Origin of the sequence: Crossiella sp. CA-258035, from assembly GCF_030064675.1 — a bacterium.
Classification (GTDB): domain Bacteria; phylum Actinomycetota; class Actinomycetes; order Mycobacteriales; family Pseudonocardiaceae; genus Crossiella.
Map to the genome: position 1 here is coordinate 5,725,578 of NZ_CP116413.1, position 17,972 is coordinate 5,743,549.

The following is a 17,972-nucleotide window of genomic DNA, read 5'->3' on the forward strand; positions in this document are numbered from 1 at the left end:
GTCCCGGGCGGTCCCCCAAGGGTCGAAGGCATGTCTCATGCTTCCTTTTCCCGTCTGTCCATACCACTTCTCACCGGCTCGCTGCTGCTGCTGGGCACACCGGCTCTGGCGCAGCCGGCCGACGCCGACGTCACCTGTGCCGCGGCGGCCGTGGCCAGCACGTCCGCCGGCGTCACCCTGGCCCAGGAAGCCGACTTCAGGATCACCGTCGAGGACACCACCGCGAGCTGCACGGACAACCGCCCGGGGGTCGAGGCCGGGGAGCGGATCACCGGCGCGGTGATCACCGTGCCGAGGGCAGGCGAGGGCGAGGGCACCTGCGGCAAGCTGAAGGCGGAGATCACCGCCCACCTGGCCTGGGTGCGCGCCGACGGCGGCCGGACCGCGCCGAGCAGGGTGGAGGTCGAGCTCGAGATCGACGGCCCGGAGGTGACCACGGAGGCCGAGCTCGACGGTGGCACGCTGGACGGCTACACCGTCAGCGGCGACCTGACCAACCGCGCCGAGCTCCAATCGCACCTGGCGACGGCCTGCCTGAGCACCAGGGGCGTCACCTCGGCGGTGTTCGCGCTGACCATCGGCTTCAACCACGAGCCGGGGCACGGCTCAGGCCAGTGAGCGCACCCGCAGCCGCAGGCCGCCCTGGGGGCGCATCGCGGTCAGCGTGACCGGCCGGACCGGCTCGGCAGGTGGGTCCAGCTCGGCGCGCTGGAGCAGCCGGTCCAGCAGCACGGTCAGCTCCATGGTGGCGAAGCTGGCGCCGATGCACCGGTGCGCGCCGCCGCTGAAGGGCAGGAACTCGTGCGGCCCCGGCTTGCGGTAGCCGGGGCGCGCCGGGTCCCACCGCTCCGGGTCGAAGCGCAGCGGGTCGGCGAACAGCTCGGGCAGCCGGTGGGTGACGTAGGGGCTGATGATGACCAGGCCGTCGGCGCGGATCCGGTGCCCGGCGTAGTCGAACTCGCGCACCGGTTTGCGGGCGCTGATCACCGCGGGCGGGTACAGCCGCAGGGCCTCGTTGACCGCCCATTCCCGGTAGTCGGCTGACTCCTTCGCCCGCGCCAGCGCCACCGGGTCCCGGACCAGCTCGTAGATCACCCAGGACATGGCCGCGCTGGTGGTGTCGTACCCGGCGGCGATCAGGCTGATCACCTGGTCCACCACCTCGGTCTCGGACAGGCCCGCGCCGTCCTCGTCCCTGGCCGCGACCAGCAGGGCCAGCACGTCGCCCGCCTCGGGGTCCCGGTCCCGGCGGGCGATCTCCGCGCGCACCCGGTCGGCCACTTCGGCCCGCGCCCTGGCCGCGCGGCGGCGGGCCAGCGGGGCCAGCTGCTGCATCAGCGGCGGGCGCTCCACCAGGTCCAGGCCGATCTGCAGCAGCCTGCCCAGCTCCGGTTCGTCGGCGGCCAGGCGCGGGCCGAACAGGGCCTGGATGGTGCTGCGGCGGACCACCGCGCGGAAGGCCTGGTAGACGTCGACCACCTGGCCGGGCCGCCAGGTGTCCAGCTCGGCGTCGGCGTTGGCCCGCATCAGCTCGGCGTGCGCCTGGATGTGGCGGTGGTGGAAGGCGGGCTGGACCAGCCGCCGCCTGCGCCGGTGCGGCTCGCCGTCGCTGACGATCAGCGCGGTCTCCCCGCCGACCGGCACCAGGGTCTGGAATGCCTCGCGCCAGCGGAACAGCCCGGAGTTGGCGAAGACGAACTGGTTCGCCTCGGGCCCCAGCAGGTAGGTGAAGCGCAGCGGCGGGAACCCGGTCTGGACCACCGGACCCCGCTCCCGGTGCAGGCGCGTCAGCTCGCGGTAGGGGTCGCGCAGCATGGCTAGCACGTGGCGGGACATCAGAAGGTCACCACCTGTCGCACCGCCTCGCCACTGGCCAGCCGGTCGAAGCCGGTGTTGACCTCGTCCAGGGTGAGGCGGTGGCTGAGCAGGCGGTGCACGGGCAGGCGGCCCGCGGCGTGCAGCTCGACGAAGCGCGGGATGTCCCGGCCGGGCACGCTGGAACCGAGGTAGCTGCCGCGCAGGGTGCGTTCCTCGGCGACCAGGCTGAGCGCGGGCAGGGTGAGCTTGTGGTCGGGGTGCGGCAGGCCGACGGTGACCGTGGTGCCACCGGGGCGGGTGGCCGCGTAGGCCTGTTCCAGCACCCGCACGCTGCCGGTGGTGTCGATGACCTTGTCCGCGCCGCCCCTGGTCAGCTCGCGCACCGCGGCCACCGCGTCCGGGCCGCCCGCGACCGAGTCGGTGGCGCCGAGCTCGGTGGCCAGCTTCCGCTTGTCCTCCACCAGGTCCACCGCGACCAGCTGCCCGGCCCCGGCGACCAGCGCGCCGAGCACCGCGGCCAGCCCGACCCCGCCGAGCCCGAACACCGCCACCCGCTCCCCCGGCTCGATCCGGGCGGAGTTCAGCGCCGCGCCCGCACCGGTCAGCACCGCGCAGCCGAACAGCGCCGCGATCTCGAACGGCAGCTCCCTGGGCACCGGCACCGCCGAGCGGGCCGAGACCACCGTGTGCTCGGCGAAGGCGGACACCCCGAGGTGGTGGAACGGCTGCTCCCCCGCCGCGTCCCGCCACCGCCTGGCTCCGCTGAGCAGGTGGCCCGCCCGGTTGGCGGCCGCGCCCGGCTCGCACAGGGCCGGCCGGCCGCCGTGGCAGCGTGAGCAGTGGCCGCAGGCGGGCACGAAGGAGAGCACGACGTGGTCGCCGGGGGCGAAGCCGCTGGTGCCGGGGCCGAGTTCGACGACCTCGCCGGCGGCCTCGTGGCCGAGGACCATCGGGACCGGGCGGGGGCGGGAGCCGTTGATCACGGAGAGGTCGGAGTGGCAGAGCCCGGCGGCGCGGACCCGGATCAGCAGCTCACCGGGGCCGGGGCCGTCCAGGGCGAGCTCGACCACGTCCAGGGGCCGGGACCGCTGGTAGGGCGCTTCGGCCCCGATCTCGCGCAGCACCGCTGCCCGCACCCGATCCACGCTCATGCGACCTCCCACTTCGGCCAACACACCGTCCACAACAGCCAACACACCGTCCGCAACGGCCAACACACCGTCCCAGATCGGCCAACACGATCTCTGAGTGCAACGAGCTAGGGGCGGAGGAGCTTCTCCAGGGCTGGGCGGAGCGGGGAGGCGATCTCGGTGGGGCGGCGGGTCGCGCGGTCGACGAAGACGTGGGTGAAGGTGCCCTCGGCGGCCGGGGTGTCCGCGCCTGGGGAGAACAGGGCGATCTCGTAGCGGACGCTGGAGCGGCCGAGGTGGGCCGCCCGCAGACCGGCCTCCACCGGGTCCGGGAAGGCCAGTGGCGCGCGGAACTCGCAGCTGGACTGCACGCACAGGCCGATGGTGGAGCCACCGTGGATGTCCAGGCCGCCCTCGGCGATCAGGTAGGTGTTGATCGCGGTGTCCATGAAGGCGTAGTACACGACGTTGTTCACGTGGCCGTAGACGTCGTTGTCGCCCCACCTGGTGGGGATGGTCAGCCACTGCACGTATCCGTCCCGCATGGGGTCAGTTTGCCCTGTGCTCCCGGCGATCGTTACCATGCGACCGCATTGGAACAACGTCTCTTGGGGGAAGTCATGATCGTGCTGGGCGCCCTGCTGATCTTCCAGGGCTTTGGCGGCGCGCTGGCGCCGGTGCTCTGGGGTGGCAATCTCGGGCTCACGCACCTGATCGACCTGCCGATGTGGTCGCGCTACGCGATCGGCGTGATCGGGGTGGCCTGCGTGCTCGCCGGGCTGAACAAGCGCAAGACCGCCAGCTGATCAAGTAAAGAACCTTGCCGAAGTCGGGTGGGCGGAGCTACGGTTACGGCTCCGCCACCGATGTAATCCATTGATCCTCCGCTGCGTGCAGAAAATGCGTTTCCGTGTACATGCATAGTGTTTACCAAATTTATACCGAAAACCGGTGAACATCCCACCTATGGAGTTCAGCCATTTAGCGGCCGATACCCATAAACATATACGCTAGCCTATCCCAGATGCTCTCCCACATATAGCGTAGCATTGGGAAGGACCCCTATGTTCCGTATGATGGCTACTGTCGGCGCGACATTTGCGTTATTAACGTCGTTTACCCCTGCGGCATTTGCCGACGAGTCCGTGCCTCCGCCCACCGCGAAAATCACCATCGATCTGCTCACGGTGAACGGCTCGGGCTGCCCGCTCGGCACGGCCGCGGTGGCCGTCTCCCAGGACAACACTGCGTTCACCGTCACCTACAGCGAGTACCTGGCGCAGGTCGGCGTCGGCGCCAAGCCGACCGACATGCGGAAGAACTGTCAGCTCAACATGCGGGTCAACGTGCCGTCCGGGTTCACCTACGCGATCGCGCAGGCGGACTACCGCGGGTACGCCAACCTCGCTGCGGGCGCCAAGGGCATCGAGCGTGCCAACTACTACTTCCAGGGAATGTCGCCGACGGCCTTTATCAACCACAACTACAGCGGGCCGTTCGACGACAACTGGCAGGCCACCGACAAGGTCGATGTGGCCTCCCTGGTCTACGCCCCCTGTGGCGAAAAGCGCAACTTCAACATCAATACCGAGCTGCGCGTGGACAAGGGCACCTCCAATCCCGCGACCACGACCAGCTTCATGGCGATGGACTCCACCGATGGGGCCATCAACACCACATATCACTTCGCCTGGCAGAAGTGCCCGAAGTGGACGTGGCCTTGGTGACCAGGAGCTGACCGCGCTGCACCCTGCACAGCGCACGGCGACAACTCAAGTCGCCGTGCGCCAGCGCGCGTATACCCGCTATTCGAACCAGGTGCCCGAGGCCCAGGTGCGCCCGTCCCACACCTTCCGCTCGGCCGCGCCGGGGTCGGCCACCGCCCGGCGCTCGGTGTCGAAGATCCAGGTTTCCCGCTCGGTCTCGGTGTAGCGGGGCCATTCCGGCTGATCCGGCAGCTGCGGCGACCCGGTGCGCGCGAACGCGGCCCAGCGCCGGTGCATCTCCGCGGACAGCTCGGCGGCCGCCGGATCGGCGCTGAGCGGGCTGCCCCGCCGGTCCGCGCCGTGCGCCCACACGTACGGCAGCTCGGTGCCGTGCCCGGCCGCCAGCATCGGCGAGAGCCAGGGCGCGGCCGCGTCGAAGCGGTAGCGCCACACCGGCGCGTGCCTGCTCTGCGCGTCCAGCAGGCGCACCGTGGGCACCCCGTAGCGCTCGTCGGTCATCACCGCCGCGTTGACCTCCCTGGTGCTCGCGGCCGGCCGGTTGGCCCGATAGGCCGAGAGCACCTCCTGCGCGCCGGTCTCGCCGAAGGCCGCGGCCAGCACCCGCGGCGCCCGGTCCCCCGCCCACGGGTCCATGGCCAGGTACAGCGCGGACTCCTCCAGGTTGCTGCCGGCCAGCAGCGGCACCCCGGCCGCCGACCCGTCGGCCACCCTGCGCACCGGCACCTCGGGCAGCACCGCGCCGTCCACGGTCGGCCGCCACACCCACATGCCGCGCCCGAACGGGCTCAGCTCGGTCTGCGCGGCCAGCAGCTCGGCGGCCGGCACCTGGCTGAGCCGGTTCGGCCGCACGTCCAGCAGCGCCAGCAGCCGGGCCGCCAGCGCGGCGCTGACCTCCTCGGCCGCCACGTGGTCCCCACCGCCGCTCTGCGAGATCACCCGCTGGAAGAGCCCGGCCGCGGCGGGCGCGGCCATCAGGTTGGCCACGCTCTTCGCGCCTGCGGAGTTGCCCGCGATGGTGACCCGGTCCGGGTCGCCGCCGAAGGAGGCGATGTTGTCCCGCACCCAGCGCAGCGCGGCGATCTGGTCCAGCAGCCCGCCGTTGGCCGCGTGCGGGTGGGTCTCGCCGAGGTTGAGGAAGCCGAAGGCGCCCAGCCGGTAGTTCAGGGTGACCACGACCAGGTTGTCCCGGCGGGCGAAGGTGTCCCCGTCACCGACGTGCTCCGGCCCCGCGCCGACCACGTACCCGCCGCCGTGCACCCACACCAGCACCGGGTGCGGGCCGGGGGTCACCGGCGCGCACACGTTGAGGTACAGGCAGTTCTCGCTGATCCGGCTGGGCTCGTCCATCGCCGCCGGGGTGGGCACCGGCACCGGGGCGGGCATCGCGGGCAGCACCGGCTGCATGGCGCGGGCGGCGAAGCGGCGGGCGCCGCGCACCCCGGTCCACGGCCGCACCGGCTGCGGCGGGCGGTGCCGCAGCTCGCCCAGCGGCGGTTCGGCGTAGGGCAGGCCACGCCAGGCCAGCACGCCGTCGAGGTCCAGCCCGCGGACGGTGCCGGCGGCGGTGTCGACGACGGTGCGGTCAGTGCTCACAGGGTTCCCCTCGCCGGTGGTTCGACAGGCCGGATCAGGTCAGGGCCGGGCTGGAGTCGCGCACCACCAGCTCGGGGGTCAGCCGGACCGGCTCGGCCGCGCGGCCGTCGAGCCGGTCCAGCAGCCGGGCCACCGCGGTGCGGCCCATCTCCCGCATCGGCGAGCGCACGGTGGTCAGCGGCACGGTCAGCGCGGAGACCATCGGGATGTCGTTGAAGCCGACCAGCGCGAAGTCCTCGCCGATGCGGCGGCCGTGGTCGCGCAGCGCGCCCATCGCGCCGATGGCGGCCTCGTCGTTGACCGCGAAGGCCGCGGTCACCGGCAGCCCGGCGCGCAGCACCCGGTCCATCGCCGCATAGCCGCCAGCCGAGTCGTACCCGCTGTGCGCCACCAGCTCCGCGGGCACCGGGTGCCCGGCCTCGGCGCAGGCGCGGCGGAAACCGGTGGTGCGGTCGGCGCAGGTGCTCGCGTAGGGCTGACCGGCCAGCACCGCGACCGCGGTGTGCCCGCGCGCCAGCAGGTGCCGCGCGGCCAGCCCGCCACCGGCCTCGTCATCGCAGGTCACCGACGGGTGCTCCGCGCAGCGGCGGCTGACCAGCACGAACGGCGAGTCGTCGCGCACCAGCCGGTCCAGCCCGGCCCCGTCCAGCCGGGCGTCACCCACGATCAGCCCGTCCACCCTGGAGGACAGCAGCGCGGCCAGCGCGGACTCGTGCTGCTCGGCCGAGTCGTGCGTGTTGGTCACGAAGGTCCGGTACCCGGCCTCCAGCGCGGCCTCCTGGATGCCCTCGTAGATCGCGGCCAGCACGTAGTCGGTGAGGGTGGGCACCAGCACGCCGAGGATGCGGGTGCGCTGGGTGCGCAGGCTGGCGGCGTACTCGTTGCGGATGTAGCCGAGCCGGTCGGCCGCGGCCCGCACCCTGGCCTCGGTGTCCGCGGTGACCTGGGCGGTGCCGTTGAGCACCCGCGCCACGGTGGAGATGTGCAGACCGGTGGCCTCGGCCACTGCCCGCAGGGTCGCCCGCGCCACACGCACCTCCTAGCCCGCCCCGAACAGCCTAGTGGTCCGCGGCGTCCGCGCCAGGCTCAGGCAGGTCCGGCCGCACCCGGTGGGCCTCCAGGTGCGGCCGGACCGCCATCTTCGTCAGCCCTCGACGAAGCACCGCCAGGAGTACGGGTCGTTGAAGTCGCCGAACTCCGCCCAGGTGTCCGATCGGCCGTACAGGGTGCGACAGGCGTGGTGCATGTCGATGCCGTGCAGCTCCCCGGAGACGCCGATCGTGCACCGCCAGCCGTAGACGTTGTGCGCGATCAGCGTGCTCGTCCCGCTCACCTGCGAGAAGCAGTAGACGTTGAGGTCCAGTCCGCCGATCGGCTTGATCGGCGGACGTTCGGCTCCGGCGTTCGCCTGGTTCGTCATGGCCGTGAAAAACATGGCCGTGAACACGGCGGCGACCGCCCAGCGCGACTTCTTCACCATGATCCCCCTCAGCAATCTGGGACAACGTGTTGTGCCGCAACCAGATTCGTCGTGCCGTCCGGGAAAGGTAAGCGCCACGAACGCCACCTCCCGATAGATTCACGCCATGCCGGTCACCGCGGGGGAGCGTGTGCGTGTGGTGGTGCCGCTGCTGGGCGGCGCCCCGTTGTTCGAGCTGGCCGTGCCGTGCGAGGTGTTCGGCTGCGACCGGCTGGACCTGACCCCGCGCTGGTACGACCTGGCCCTGTGCCAGGACCGGGCCGGGTCCCGGCGCACGCCGGAGGGGCTGCTGGTGGAAGCCACCGAGGAGCTCACCGCGCTGGAGTCCGCGGACCTCGTGGTGGTGGCCGCCGGCATGTCCTCCCAGGCGTCACCGCTCTTGCTGGACGCGCTGCGCCGGGCGCACCGCCGGGGGGCGCGGATCGCCGCGGTGTGCTCGGGTGCGTTCGTGCTGGCCGACGCGGGACTGCTGACCGGCCGCACGGTGACCACCCACTGGCTGCACGCCGAGGCGCTGCGGCGGGCGCACCCGGAGGTCGGGGTGGACGAGACCGCGCTCTACCTCGACGACGGCGACATCCTCACCAGCGGCGGCACCGCGGCCGGGATCGACATGTGCCTGCACATCGTGCGGCAGGACTTCGGCGCGGCCATCGCCGCCGAGGTCGGGCGGCGCATGGTCGTGGCCCCGCACCGGGAGGGCGACCAGACCCAGTACATCCCGGCCCCGGCGACCCCCTCGGCGGCCGCCGGTCTGGCCCCGGTGCTGGAGTGGGCGATGACCAGGCTGCACGAACCGCTGACCCTGCGGCAGTTCGCCCAGCGCGCGGCGATGAGCCCGCGCACCTTCGGCAGGCAGTTCACCCGGCAGGTCGGGCTGACCCCGTTGCGCTGGCTCAACCAGCAGCGCCTGGCCACCGCCCGCGGCCTGCTGGAGACCACCGACCTGACCATCGACCGCATCGCCGAGCGCACCGGCTTCGCCACCGGCGCGCTGCTGCGCCAGCACTTCCGCCGGGCCCTGCGCACCACGCCCTCGGCCTACCGGCGCACCTTCGGCGCGGGCTGACCCCGCGCCCGGCCTGGTTAGGCTCCCGGCATGGACGCCACCACGCTCCGGGACCGGCGGGCCGAGCTGCGGGACTTCCTGCGCAGCCGCCGCGCCCGGCTCACCCCGGCCGAGGTCGGCCTGCCGGAGACCACCCGCCGCCGCACGCCAGGGCTGCGGCGGGAGGAGGTCGCGGTGCTCGCCGGGGTCGGGGTCAGCTGGTACACCTGGCTGGAGCAGGGCAGGGACATCACCGTCTCCGGCGAGGTGCTGGACGCGGTGGCCAGGGCGCTGCGGCTGGCCGAGCCGGAGCGCGCGCACCTGTACCGGCTGGCCGGGCTGAACCCGCCGGAGGCCACCGGCGCGGTCGCGGTGGACCCGGCACAGCAGCGGCTGCTGGACGGCTGGCTGCCGAACCCGGCCTACCTGATGGACCGGCACTGGAACTTCCTGGCGCTCAACACCGCGGCGCGGCGGATCTTCGGCTACGACCTGGGCCACGCGCACAACTGCCTGGTCACCTTCTTCACCCAGGCCGACTGCCGGTTCCGCTGGGCGGACTGGCGCACCGTGGCCGCGGACATGGTGGCCAACTTCCGCGCCCAGTCCGCCCGCTACCCCGAGGACGAGCACTTCGCCGAACTGGCCTCGGACCTGTCCAGCGTGTCCCCGGAGTTCGCCGGGCTGTGGGCGCGGCACGAGGTGCGGGAACGCAGCAGCGGCACCAAGGAGCTGGTCCATCCCGAGGTCGGCGAGCTGAGCTTCGACTACACCGTGCTCACCGTGCCCGACCAGCCCGGCAACCGCCTGCTGCTGCACCTGCCGACCCCCGGCACGCCCACCGCGGACCGCCTCAGCCAGGTGCTGGCAACACCCGGACAAACGGACTCTGGTTGATCTTGACCAGCGGTCGCAGGATCGGGGCCATGAACCGATTCACGAACAAGGTCGCTCTGATCACCGGCGGGGCGAGCGGAATGGGCCTGGCCACCGCGCGACTGCTGCACGCCGAGGGCGCCACCGTGGTGCTCTCCGGCCGCCGCGCCGAGCTGCTGACAAAGGTCGCCGGGGAGCTGGGCGAGCGGGTGCTGGCCGTGCCCGCCGACGTGGCCAACCTGGCCGAGCTGGATGAGCTGTACCGCCGGATCGACGGCGAGCTGGGCCGGCTGGACGTGGTCTTCGCCAACGCGGGGACGGCGGTGTTCAAACCGGCCGCCGAGCTGACCGAGGCCGAGTTCGACCGGCTGGTGGGGGTCAACCTCAAGGGCCTGTTCTTCACCGTCACCAAGGCGCTGCCGCTGCTGGAGCGGGGCGCTTCGATCGTGCTGAACGCCTCCTGGACCCAGTACCGGGGCCTGGCCGGCGCCTCGCTGTACGCGGCGACCAAGGCCGCGGTGACCAACCTGACCCGCACCCTCACCGCCGAGCTGGCCCCGCGTGGGATCAGGGTCAACTCGGTCAGCCCCGGCTACATCCGCACCGACATGATGACCGAGGCCGTTCCGGACCCAGTGACGCGGGAGGCCTGCCGCCGCGAGGTGCCACTGGGTGAGCTGGGCCTGCCGGAGCAGGTCGCGGCGGCGGTGGCCTTCCTCGCCTCGGACGCGGCGGGCTACGTCGCGGGCACCGACCTGATCGTCGACGGCGGCCTCACCTACGCCCCGGTCCGCTGAGCCCAGCGGCGGAGGACCCGCGGGCATTGACCTGCGGGTGTTGATCTGTTGTGCTTGGGCGAACGTTCGCGCGATCGTTCGTTTCGGGAGGTGGGCGATGGGCAGGCTTGTGGTGATCGCGACCGGGGGCACCATTTCCAGCATGCCGACCGAGGCGGGGCTCGCGGCGGGGTTGGCGGGGCGGGAGGTGCTGGCCGCGGCGATGTCGGGCGGAGAAACGCGCAGTGGGGCGGGGCTGGGTGTGTTGACCGGGGCGCAGCCGTTGCCGGTCGACGTGGTGGACCTGTGCACCGTGGACAGCTCCGCGCTGACCCTGGCCCAGCAGCTCGACCTGCTGCACCAGGTCCGGGCCACGCTCGCCGATCCGCAGGTGTGCGGGATCGTGGTCACGCACGGCACGGACACCATGGAGGAGACCGCCTTCCTGCTCGACCTGCACCACGACGACCCGCGGCCGGTGGTGTTCACCGGTTCGCAGCGGCCGCTCGGCGACCCGGGTTCGGACGCGCCGGGCAACCTCGCGGACGCCTTCGCCGTGGCTCGGCAGGCCCGGGGTCACGGGGTGCTGATCGCGTTCGGCGGCAAGATCCATTCGGCGCGGGGCACGGTCAAGCACCACACGCTGGAGCCGGACGCCTATCGCGATCCCAGCGCGGCGCCGGTCGGGCACATCGTCGGGGGTGAGGTGCTGCTCGACGCGCCCGCGTCCCGGCCCGCGCCGTTGCCCGCGCCGGTTTCAGGGCAGTCGCCCAGGGTGGATGTCCTGACCCATCACACCGATGGGGACGCGGTGTTGCTGCGGGCCTCGCTGGCGGCGGGGGCGCGGGGGATCGTGCTGGTCGGGGCGGGGTCGGGCAATGTGAACGCGGAGGTCGTTGCGGCGGTCCGGGAGGCCACCGCGGCCGGGGTGCTGGTCGCGGTGACCTCACGGACCGCAGCGGGTCCGGTGCTGCCGATCTACACCTCGGCCACCGAGCTGACCAGGGCCGGCGCGGTGCTCACCGGCACCCTGCGCGCGGCCCAAGCCCGGATCGCGGTGGTCAGCGCTCTGCTGGCGGGGACCCCTGAGCGGCTGCCAGAGCTGCTGGCGGGCTGAGCCCCGGGTCACCGGGCAGCACCGTGCCGCCGAAGATCACCGCGGCCATCCGGCGGGTGTTGGCGATGTCGGTCAGCGGATCCGCCTCCAGCAGGACCAGGTCCGCGGTCCTGCCCGGGGCGATCGCCCCGAAGCGGTCCTCGACGCCCAGGAAGCGGGCCGGGTTGACGGTGGCGGTGCGCAGCGCGTCGGCTGGGCTGAGTCCGGCGGTGGTCAGCAGGACCAGCTCGTCGTGCAGTGCAGGGCGGCGGTGAGCTCGCGGTAGCGGTCGAACAGCCGCTGCTCCCCCGACTCGCCCGTTGGCCAGGTCGCGGCCTGGGTGGGCACGTGACAGGTGCCGTTGGCCAGGAAGGCGTCCAGGAGCTCGGGCAGCCGGGCCGGGTCCGGGGTGGCCGCGGCGCGGTGGGTGAGGTCGTTGAGGCGCTCGAACATCGCCTGAGGGTCGGCGGGGTCCAGTCCGGCGAAGGACAGCTCGTCGCGCTCGCGGGAGGTCGCGACCAGCAGGCAGTCCAGGTGTTCGATGCTGCGCTGGGCGGCGGCTTCCCGCGCGGAGACCTCGAATGAGGTACCAGCCACGCCCCTCGACGACGGTCGCGCCCGGGACCGCCTCAGGCCCCTCCCCCACCCCCGCCACCGGGCGGCGCGGAGGTCGCGTTGGTCACCGGCGGGTTGGTCGTGGTGGTGGTCGTCGTGGTGGTGGTCGTGGTCTTGGAGCTGCTCGGGGGCGCGCTGCTGGGTGGGGCGCTGCTCGACGGCGGCGCGCTGGAGCTCGGCGCGGTGCTGGTGGACTCGCCGGTGGTCGCGCTGGGACTGCTGGTCACCTGGCTGGACCCGACGGGCTGACGCGGGTTGGTGGTCCGGCTGGTGGAGCTGGTGGTGTCCTGCGGCGCGTTGACCGGCACCTCGCCTGCCGGGTTGGTCGGACCGGTGGGGGTGTCGCCGGGTGGCGGGATCAGCAGCAGGGCGGCCGCGACCGCGCCGCCCGCCAGCAGCACGCCGCCGGCCACCAGGGCCGCCCGGCCGCGTTTGCGTTGCCACCACGGGGTTCCGGCCGCCGCGGCCGGCAGCAGTCTGGGGATCTCGGTGCGGGTCGGGTCGGCGCGGCTGACCCTGGCGGTGACCACCGCGACGGTGGCGTCCACCTCGGCGTCCGGGCTCTGCGCGATCAGCCGCAGCGAGTCCTCGAACTCCTGGGCGCTGAGCCGGTCGCCGGGTTCCTTGCGCAGCATGGCCTCCAGCACCGGGGCCAGCGGCCCGGCCAGGACCATCGGGTCGGGTTCCTCGGTGAGCACCGCGGTCAGCGTGGGCAGCACGCCGGTGCGGTCGAACGGGGCCTTGCCCTCCACCGCGGCGTACAGGGTGGCGGCCAGCGCCCACAGGTCGGAGGCCGGGCCGAAGGGCAGGCCGCGGGCGCGTTCCGGGGCGATGTAGCCGGGGGCGCCGACCAGCACGCCGGAGACGGTCAGCGAGGAGTCGCCGTCCACCGAGGCGATGCCGAAGTCGGTGAGCACGGCCCGGTCGTCCGGGCAGACCAGCACGTTGCCGGGTTTGACGTCGCGGTGCAGGATGCCGTGCTCGTGCGCGGCCCGCAGCGCGCCCAGGATCTGCTCGCCGACCATGGCGGCCCGGCGCGGGGACAGCGCGCCGTCCTCGTCGATGACCTTGGACAGCGCCCTGGCCTCGACCTTCTCCATCACGATCCACGGACGACCGTCCTCGGTGACCACGTCGAAGACGGTGACCACGTTGGGGTGGTTGATCCGGGCCGCGGCGCGCGCCTCCCGCTGGGTGCGCTCGCACAGCGAGGCCTGTTCCTCCTCGCTGGCCCAGTTCGGCGCGAGCACCTCCTTGATCGCCACGTCGCGGTGCAGCACCTCGTCGTTGGCGGCCCAGACCGCGCCCATGCCGCCTCGCCCGATCAGCTCACCGAGGCGGTATCGCCCGCCCAGCAGATCGGGTCGCGGGTTGCCCGCGGTGGTCGGCGTCATGTCCATCCCAATTCCACAACCAGGCGCCGCCCACACCGGGCACGGCGTCTTCCGTCCGCAAACCCTAACCGTTCGCTGCGGCTGGTGGAGTGCCGTTAGGCCCTCTGCTGCCCCGTTCCGCGTCCCACTGGGCCATCGCGGCCAGCATCCCGAGCGGTTCCACAGTGGACAAGTCCGGATCCAGCTCGCGGTACAGCTGGTACATGTTCGGCGCGACCCGCTCGGACTCCCCCAGGTCCGCGTACTCCCCCAGGTCCACCTCCAGCGCCGCCTCCATCCAGGAGAGCCCCTTGGCGTGTGACTGACGCGCCTGCTCCCGGACGTGCCGCCAGTAGCCCTGCACCGCCCGGACCCCGTCGCAGTCGGTCACCGGGCCGTGACCAGGCACGATGAGGTCCGGTGAGAGCGCGATCATCTCGTCACAGGCCCGCAGCCAGTTGTCCACGGGCCCCTCCCACATGATCGGCGCGCCACCGATGAAGAGCAGGTCCCCGGTGAACAGCACCCCCGCGTCCGGCACCCAGGCCACCGCGTCCCCGCCGGTGTGCGCCGGGCCGAGGTTGCGCAGCTCGACCACCCGCCCGCCGATGGTCAGCGTCCGCTGCTCGTCGAAGGTCTCATCCGGCGTCCGCTGGGTGATGTCGGTGAACTCATAAGCCCCGAACGCCCGCTGCAACCACCCGGCCAGCACCGGCCCCAGCGCCTCGGCGGCGGCCGGGGACAGCAGCGCGGCCATCACCTCCGGCGGCGCCTCGTGCGCCATCTCGTGCGCGGTCTCGGTGACGGCGTGGATGGTCACCGAGGGGTCGAGGCATTCGTTGCCGTAGCAGTGGTCGCCGTTGGCGTGGGTGTTGAGCGCGTGCGTGATCGGGTGCGCCGCGGTGACCGGGGCCATCGCGGCCAGCATGGTGCGGGTCAGGTGCAGGTCGTAGAGGGTGTCGATGAGCAGTGACTCGCCGTCGCCACTGACCAGGCCCGCGTTGCTCAGGCCCCAACTGCCGTCGGGGGCCAGCCAGGCGTGCACGCCGGGCGCGATCTCGTGCAGACCAGTGGTGTAGGGGATCTCCGCAGCGCTCACCGGCCGATCTTCTCAGGCCGGTGACGCGGAAGTCCTCATTGGTGCGGGATGTCGAGACCAGCCGCACGGAGCTTCGCCTCGACCAGCGCGGTCAACCGGATCGAGGTCGGTCCGTGGTCCTCTTCCCGGTGGTGGTTGATCAGCCCATACCGGGTGGCGGCGTCGGATCGGGCCTGGAACCCGGTCGGCAGCGCCAGCAGCTCGCGGTTGGCCAGCAGGTTGTCTGCCATGGCCGAGGCCAGCTCCTCGACCCGCGGATCGTCCGGATCCCAGGACCGGGCCTGCCAGCCCCGCTGGGAAAGCTCGACGTACTGGGGGTCGTCGAGCCGGTGTTCGAGCTGGGTCAGGAAGGCGTCCAGGAACTCCGGCGCCAAGGCCCTGGCCAGCACCATGGCTTCCCGTTGGTCGGCCACGTAGCCGGCGCCGTAGCCGAGTGCGGCGAACCGGTCCAGGACGGCCAGCGCGCGGCCGGGCAGCAGGACCCGGTCGCCGTCGGCGAGCTGGCGCAGCATGTCGCGCCGGGCGATCAGGTCGGCGATCCGGTCGGTGAGTCGCCGCTCGACCTCGGTGAGCGCGGTGGCGAAGTTCTCGGCGTCGGCCGCCAGCAGCGGAGCGACCTCGGCCAGCGGCACGCCGGCCGCGGCCAGGGTCCGGACCTGGACCAGTCGCAGCAGGTCGGCCGAGCCGTACCGCCGATAGCCGGAGCCGTCCCGGCGTGGTTCGGCGAGCAGTCCGTGCTGGTGGTAGTGCCGCACGGTCTTCACGGTGACTCCGGCGAAGGCCGCCGCCTGGCCGATCGTGACGCCGCGGGCGCCGGCCGAAGTCGAAGGTGACATGCCGCGAGTGTGCGGGTTGACCTCAGGTCAAGGTCAACCCGTCTGCCCGCCGCAGAACACCTCGTCGACAAGCCGCTGCTGGGCCTTGCGGAAGGCCTGTGCCTCGTCGATCGCGGCGTTCCCTGAGGTCACCGATGCGGTCAGCACCGTCTTGCCGTCGGGTGTGCTGTACATCAGCGCCCCGTAGCCCTTGACGCCGCCGTTGTGGGTGAACACCGTGACCCCACAACGCGGCGGCGGGAACGGCGACCCGGACTTGCCGTCCTGCACGAACAAGCCGAGGCCGTAGCCAGGGCTCTTCGGGTGTGGCTTGCGCATCTCGGCCAGCAGCGGCGCGGAAAGGATCTCACCGCGCTGCAACGCGGTGAAGAACTTGCGCAGATCCTCGGTGGTGGAGATCATCTCGCCCCCGGCGTGGATCCAGGAGGGGTTCTGTCGGGTCACATCGACCACCTGCCACTGCTGCTCGGCGTCCTGGTAGCGGTAGTAGCCGTGGGCGTGCGGCCCGGAGATCCCGATGCGGGCGCCCGGCACCTCGGTGCCGGAGAGTCCGAGCGGTTCCAGGAGCCGCGCGCGCATCTCCTCCCCGTAGGAGCGCCCGGTGACCTTCTCGACCAGCAGCGCGGCCAGCAGGTAGTTGGTGTTGGAGTAGCTCCACGCCGTCCCCGGCACGAACTTCAGGCGCTGGGACAGGGCCAGCCGCGCCAACTCCCCCGGCGGGTAGGTGCGGAACCGGTTGGCCACCCATTCCTTGCCCTGCCAGGGAATTCCCGCCACGTACTTGCCGTCGGCGTCGAAGTCGCCGGTGAAGTCCATCAACCCGGTGGTCTGCTGCAACAGCATCCGCACCGTGATCTGCCGGTCCAGCCCGAGCTCCGGGAGGTAATCCGCGGCCGGGCGGTCCAGCTCGACCGTGCCCGCGTCCACCAGTTGCAGCACCAGGGTCGCGACGAAGGTCTTGGTGTTGCTGCCGATCCGGAACCGCCCATCCGTCCTGGGCTTCGCGGTCTCGCCCAGCTTGCGCACCCCGGCGCTGCCGGTCCACGTGCCGTGCTGGTCGTGCACGCGCAGCTGCACCCCGGCGAAGCCGTAGTCCACGACTTCCTGGATGGCCTTGCGCAGCTCCGGGCGATCCGGTCCCGTCGCGGCCGGGCTGTCCGCGGCCATCGCGGGCGTGGCCGCCCCGGCCAGCAGCGCGACGGCCAGCGCCAGCCGCGTGCTGGAAGTGATCTTGTTTGCCATGCGGCCAGAATTCAGCCTGACCCAGGGGCGGGGTCAAGCCCTGGCGCGCAGGTTCCGGTCGAATCTCAGGTGTCGAACCATACATGTATCGCAAGAACTACCGATTAACTGCGCAAAGACCCACAACTTTTCGTCGAGTGGCCGCCAGGATCGCAACAGGATCTGTCCAGGCCCGCTCCGTAAGGTCCGTGATCGACGCAAGACGACACTGGGGGTCGGTTTGCTTTACCACCAAGCGCTTTCGGCGGTGGTGCCGGTGCCGCCGCACGCCCTGCACGTCGGGGCGGCCCTGCGGCGGGACGGCACGGACTTCGCGCACGTGCGGCTGCTCGCGGAGTCGGCGGATCCGTTGCCGCCCATCGTGGTGCGCCGGGCGACCATGCGGGTGGTGGACGGGGTCCACCGGCTGCTGGCGGCGCGGCGGCGCGGCGACGAGACGATCGGGGTGCGGTTCTTCGAGGGCGACGACCGTGAGTCCTTCGTGCTCGCGGTGCGGCTCAACCTCGAGCACGGCCTGCCGCTCTCGACGGGCGACCGGATCGCCGCGGCCACCCGGATCATCGCCTGGTACCCGAGCTGGTCGGACCGGGCCATCGGGGCGGTGGTGGGTTTGTCGGGAAAGACCGTCGGCAAGGTCCGGCGGCGGTCGGCGGCGGCTCCCCGGTCGGAGGTCAGGATCGGTCAGGACGGGCGGGCCCGGCCGGTGAGCGCGGTGCGGGGCCGGCTGGCGGCGGGGCGGTTGCTGATGGAGAACCCGGAGATCTCGCTGCGCGCGGTGGCCAAGGCGGTGGGCATCTCGCCGTCGACGGTGCTGGACGTGCGCAACCGGCTGCGGCGCGGCGAGGACCCGGTGCCCGCGCCGCGCGAGCGCCCGGCCGGGCAGCGCGAAGCCGGGGCTGGGCAGCGGCTGTTCCGGCAGCCGCGCACCGCGGGCATCCGGCAGAACCTGCGGCAGGATCCGGCCTTGCGCTTCACCGAGTCGGGGCGCAACCTGTTGCGCTGGCTGGACGCCCAGGCCGTCGACCCGTCGAGCATCGCGGGCAGCGTGCCCGCGCACTGCGCGCCGGTGGTGGCCGAACTGGCCAGGCAGACCGCCGAAGCCTGGCTGCGGCTGGCCAAGCAACTGGACCACCCGGCGAACGCGGGCGACTAGCTGTTGCCAGCACTGTGCCGTTGCACCTCTGTCGCCGTTGCACCTCTGCCGCCGTTGCACCGTCGCGGCTGTTGCACCGTCGTCGCATACCGCCTTGAGCATATACCTTG

The 17,972-nt window shown here is 72.4% G+C and carries 20 protein-coding genes; 8 read left to right on the forward strand and 12 right to left on the reverse strand.

Features of this window, described 5'->3' with window-relative positions:
- Positions 1-30 precede the first annotated feature (30 nt).
- The gene (locus tag N8J89_RS26180; protein WP_283659666.1) at positions 31-618 is read left to right on the forward strand and encodes a hypothetical protein; all 588 of its coding nucleotides are present in this window, start codon (positions 31-33) and stop codon (positions 616-618) included.
- Here the strand turns inward: N8J89_RS26180 and N8J89_RS26185 are convergent.
- The 3 genes from N8J89_RS26185 to N8J89_RS26195 form a co-directional block, all read right to left on the reverse strand.
- A complete protein-coding gene (locus N8J89_RS26185; protein ID WP_283659667.1) occupies positions 607-1,836 on the reverse strand; it encodes a cytochrome P450 in 1,230 nt (409 codons plus the stop codon). The genes N8J89_RS26180 and N8J89_RS26185 overlap by 12 nt on opposite strands.
- Positions 1,836-2,969 (reverse strand): zinc-dependent alcohol dehydrogenase family protein, encoded by a 1,134-nt coding sequence (locus N8J89_RS26190; protein WP_283659668.1) that lies wholly within the window; start codon positions 2,967-2,969, stop codon positions 1,836-1,838. The genes N8J89_RS26185 and N8J89_RS26190 overlap by 1 nt, the downstream gene beginning before the upstream one ends.
- Positions 2,970-3,076: 107 nt before the next feature.
- Complete coding sequence (locus N8J89_RS26195) at positions 3,077-3,493, reverse strand: acyl-CoA thioesterase (RefSeq protein WP_283659669.1); 417 nt, start codon at positions 3,491-3,493, stop codon at positions 3,077-3,079.
- Between the two features lie 75 nt (positions 3,494-3,568).
- Here N8J89_RS26195 and N8J89_RS26200 point away from each other — a divergent pair, with 75 nt between their 5' ends.
- Both N8J89_RS26200 and N8J89_RS26205 read left to right on the forward strand, forming a co-directional pair.
- Positions 3,569-3,754: a hypothetical protein gene (locus tag N8J89_RS26200; RefSeq protein ID WP_283659670.1), complete on the forward strand. Its 186-nt coding sequence runs from the start codon at positions 3,569-3,571 to the stop codon at positions 3,752-3,754.
- Between the two features lie 267 nt (positions 3,755-4,021).
- On the forward strand, positions 4,022-4,675 hold the full coding sequence (locus N8J89_RS26205; protein ID WP_283666249.1) for a DUF4360 domain-containing protein: 654 nt from the start codon (positions 4,022-4,024) through the stop codon (positions 4,673-4,675).
- Positions 4,676-4,753: 78 nt separating this feature from the next.
- Here the strand turns inward: N8J89_RS26205 and N8J89_RS26210 are convergent, their stop codons facing one another.
- The 3 genes from N8J89_RS26210 to N8J89_RS26220 all read right to left on the reverse strand — a co-directional run bounded on the left by N8J89_RS26210 (position 4,754) and on the right by N8J89_RS26220 (position 7,688).
- Positions 4,754-6,268 (reverse strand): carboxylesterase/lipase family protein, encoded by a 1,515-nt coding sequence (locus N8J89_RS26210; RefSeq protein ID WP_283659671.1) that lies wholly within the window; start codon positions 6,266-6,268, stop codon positions 4,754-4,756.
- A gap of 34 nt (positions 6,269-6,302) precedes the next feature.
- Positions 6,303-7,298 (reverse strand): LacI family DNA-binding transcriptional regulator, encoded by a 996-nt coding sequence (locus tag N8J89_RS26215; RefSeq protein WP_283659672.1) that lies wholly within the window; start codon positions 7,296-7,298, stop codon positions 6,303-6,305.
- A gap of 114 nt (positions 7,299-7,412) precedes the next feature.
- A complete protein-coding gene (locus tag N8J89_RS26220; protein WP_283659673.1) occupies positions 7,413-7,688 on the reverse strand; it encodes a hypothetical protein in 276 nt (91 codons plus the stop codon).
- Positions 7,689-7,854: 166 nt separating this feature from the next.
- On the opposite strand from N8J89_RS26220, the gene N8J89_RS26225 reads away from it, so the two are divergent.
- The 4 genes from N8J89_RS26225 to N8J89_RS26240 all read left to right on the forward strand — a co-directional run bounded on the left by N8J89_RS26225 (position 7,855) and on the right by N8J89_RS26240 (position 11,565).
- Entirely contained in the window at positions 7,855-8,817 is a 963-nt protein-coding gene (locus N8J89_RS26225; protein WP_283659674.1) for a GlxA family transcriptional regulator, read from the forward strand.
- Between the two features lie 30 nt (positions 8,818-8,847).
- Positions 8,848-9,693: a helix-turn-helix transcriptional regulator gene (locus N8J89_RS26230; RefSeq protein ID WP_283659675.1), complete on the forward strand. Its 846-nt coding sequence runs from the start codon at positions 8,848-8,850 to the stop codon at positions 9,691-9,693.
- A 29-nt stretch (positions 9,694-9,722) separates the two neighbouring features.
- Complete coding sequence (locus N8J89_RS26235; protein ID WP_283659676.1) at positions 9,723-10,469, forward strand: SDR family NAD(P)-dependent oxidoreductase; 747 nt, start codon at positions 9,723-9,725, stop codon at positions 10,467-10,469.
- Positions 10,470-10,566: 97 nt separating this feature from the next.
- A complete protein-coding gene (locus tag N8J89_RS26240) occupies positions 10,567-11,565 on the forward strand; it encodes an asparaginase (protein WP_283659677.1) in 999 nt (332 codons plus the stop codon).
- On the opposite strand, the gene N8J89_RS42005 is transcribed toward N8J89_RS26240, so the two are convergent.
- Genes N8J89_RS42005 through N8J89_RS26265 form a run of 6 tightly spaced genes read right to left on the reverse strand, consistent with a single transcriptional unit; the run spans position 11,510 to position 16,709 of the window.
- Positions 11,510-11,872, reverse strand: coding sequence for an amidohydrolase family protein (locus tag N8J89_RS42005; RefSeq protein WP_502868501.1), 363 nt, complete (start codon positions 11,870-11,872; stop codon positions 11,510-11,512). The genes N8J89_RS26240 and N8J89_RS42005 overlap by 56 nt on opposite strands.
- Positions 11,779-12,141, reverse strand: a complete 363-nt coding sequence (locus N8J89_RS26245; RefSeq protein ID WP_283659678.1) for a hypothetical protein — start codon at positions 12,139-12,141, stop codon at positions 11,779-11,781. Before N8J89_RS26245 ends, N8J89_RS42005 begins: the two co-directional genes overlap by 94 nt.
- A gap of 32 nt (positions 12,142-12,173) precedes the next feature.
- The gene (locus tag N8J89_RS26250; protein ID WP_283659679.1) at positions 12,174-13,559 is read right to left on the reverse strand and encodes a serine/threonine-protein kinase; all 1,386 of its coding nucleotides are present in this window, start codon (positions 13,557-13,559) and stop codon (positions 12,174-12,176) included.
- Between the two features lie 58 nt (positions 13,560-13,617).
- Positions 13,618-14,631 (reverse strand): MBL fold metallo-hydrolase, encoded by a 1,014-nt coding sequence (locus tag N8J89_RS26255; RefSeq protein ID WP_283659680.1) that lies wholly within the window; start codon positions 14,629-14,631, stop codon positions 13,618-13,620.
- A gap of 35 nt (positions 14,632-14,666) precedes the next feature.
- Positions 14,667-15,467 carry a MerR family transcriptional regulator gene (locus tag N8J89_RS26260; protein ID WP_283659681.1) on the reverse strand — a complete coding sequence of 267 codons (801 nt, stop codon included), beginning with the start codon at positions 15,465-15,467 and terminating at the stop codon, positions 14,667-14,669.
- Positions 15,468-15,500: 33 nt separating this feature from the next.
- Positions 15,501-16,709 (reverse strand): serine hydrolase domain-containing protein, encoded by a 1,209-nt coding sequence (locus N8J89_RS26265; RefSeq protein ID WP_283659682.1) that lies wholly within the window; start codon positions 16,707-16,709, stop codon positions 15,501-15,503.
- Positions 16,710-16,965: 256 nt separating this feature from the next.
- Here N8J89_RS26265 and N8J89_RS26270 point away from each other — a divergent pair, with 256 nt between their 5' ends.
- Positions 16,966-17,862 (forward strand): winged helix-turn-helix transcriptional regulator, encoded by an 897-nt coding sequence (locus N8J89_RS26270; RefSeq protein WP_283659683.1) that lies wholly within the window; start codon positions 16,966-16,968, stop codon positions 17,860-17,862.
- Positions 17,863-17,972 lie beyond the last annotated feature (110 nt).

What these genes read in the sequence shown, in the direction of transcription:
- N8J89_RS26195 (WP_283659669.1), bottom strand. Translation starts at nt 3,493, where the DNA reads ATGCGGGACGGATACGTGCAGTGGCTGACCATCCCCACCAGGTGGGGC.
- N8J89_RS26185 (WP_283659667.1), bottom strand. Translation starts at nt 1,836, where the DNA reads ATGTCCCGCCACGTGCTAGCCATGCTGCGCGACCCCTACCGCGAGCTG.
- N8J89_RS26190 (WP_283659668.1), bottom strand. Translation starts at nt 2,969, where the DNA reads ATGAGCGTGGATCGGGTGCGGGCAGCGGTGCTGCGCGAGATCGGGGCC.
- N8J89_RS26225 (WP_283659674.1), top strand. Translation starts at nt 7,855, where the DNA reads ATGCCGGTCACCGCGGGGGAGCGTGTGCGTGTGGTGGTGCCGCTGCTG.
- N8J89_RS26205 (WP_283666249.1), top strand. Translation starts at nt 4,022, where the DNA reads ATGATGGCTACTGTCGGCGCGACATTTGCGTTATTAACGTCGTTTACC.
- N8J89_RS26180 (WP_283659666.1), top strand. Translation starts at nt 31, where the DNA reads ATGTCTCATGCTTCCTTTTCCCGTCTGTCCATACCACTTCTCACCGGC.
- N8J89_RS26240 (WP_283659677.1), top strand. Translation starts at nt 10,567, where the DNA reads ATGGGCAGGCTTGTGGTGATCGCGACCGGGGGCACCATTTCCAGCATG.
- N8J89_RS26235 (WP_283659676.1), top strand. Translation starts at nt 9,723, where the DNA reads ATGAACCGATTCACGAACAAGGTCGCTCTGATCACCGGCGGGGCGAGC.
- N8J89_RS26230 (WP_283659675.1), top strand. Translation starts at nt 8,848, where the DNA reads ATGGACGCCACCACGCTCCGGGACCGGCGGGCCGAGCTGCGGGACTTC.
- N8J89_RS26200 (WP_283659670.1), top strand. Translation starts at nt 3,569, where the DNA reads ATGATCGTGCTGGGCGCCCTGCTGATCTTCCAGGGCTTTGGCGGCGCG.
- N8J89_RS26220 (WP_283659673.1), bottom strand. Translation starts at nt 7,688, where the DNA reads ATGACGAACCAGGCGAACGCCGGAGCCGAACGTCCGCCGATCAAGCCG.
- N8J89_RS26265 (WP_283659682.1), bottom strand. Translation starts at nt 16,709, where the DNA reads ATGGCAAACAAGATCACTTCCAGCACGCGGCTGGCGCTGGCCGTCGCG.
- N8J89_RS26260 (WP_283659681.1), bottom strand. Translation starts at nt 15,467, where the DNA reads ATGTCACCTTCGACTTCGGCCGGCGCCCGCGGCGTCACGATCGGCCAG.
- N8J89_RS26250 (WP_283659679.1), bottom strand. Translation starts at nt 13,559, where the DNA reads ATGGACATGACGCCGACCACCGCGGGCAACCCGCGACCCGATCTGCTG.